General features: G+C 62.6%; 1 protein-coding gene. It reads right to left on the bottom strand.

All coding sequences use genetic code 11. The features are described 5' to 3' along the window. Positions 1 to 479, bottom strand: a 479-nt coding sequence (locus AACY45_RS27905) for a transposase (protein WP_339548702.1), incomplete at its 3' end; no start/stop codon positions are given. Positions 480 to 519: the final 40 nt, after the last annotated feature.

The following is a 519-nucleotide window of genomic DNA, read 5'->3' on the forward strand; positions in this document are numbered from 1 at the left end:
AGCCGTCTCATGCCATGCTTGCCCTTGGCGTCGGCGAAGAACCGTTCGACCCCGCGCCGCAACCGCATAGACCGCTTGTAGAGCCCGGTTTCCACTTCGGCTCTGGCAAGATCGCGGACGTCCTCATCGTCCAGCCGAACCAGGGTACGACGCCGCGCCGTCGTGCATTTCTTCCGAAGCACGCACGCCTCGCAGTCACGCGCATCGGCTGCATAACGGTGTACGCCGGTGGGCAGATGGAAGGCGTGGTGCCGGAGCGGCTTTCCGGTCGGACAGGTAAAGCTGTCAATGTCACGATCATAGCTGAAGGCCGTTCGCGGCAGCTTGCCCTTGGTCTGTTGCGTACGGTCGATTACCGGAATGTGCGGGATTGCGCCGTGATCCCTTACGAAGCCGAGGAAGTTGGCGCTGCCATAGGCTTTGTCGGCCGCAACCCGCTTGGGACGATAATCAAAGCGATCGGCCGATCGCTCGAGCATGACGCGCCCCGCATCAACTTCCTCCGCGAACCGAGCCGGT

It is taken from the genome of Pseudomonas sp. RA_35y_Pfl2_P32 (genome assembly GCF_963970735.1).
Taxonomy (GTDB): Bacteria; Pseudomonadota; Gammaproteobacteria; order Pseudomonadales; family Pseudomonadaceae; genus Aquipseudomonas.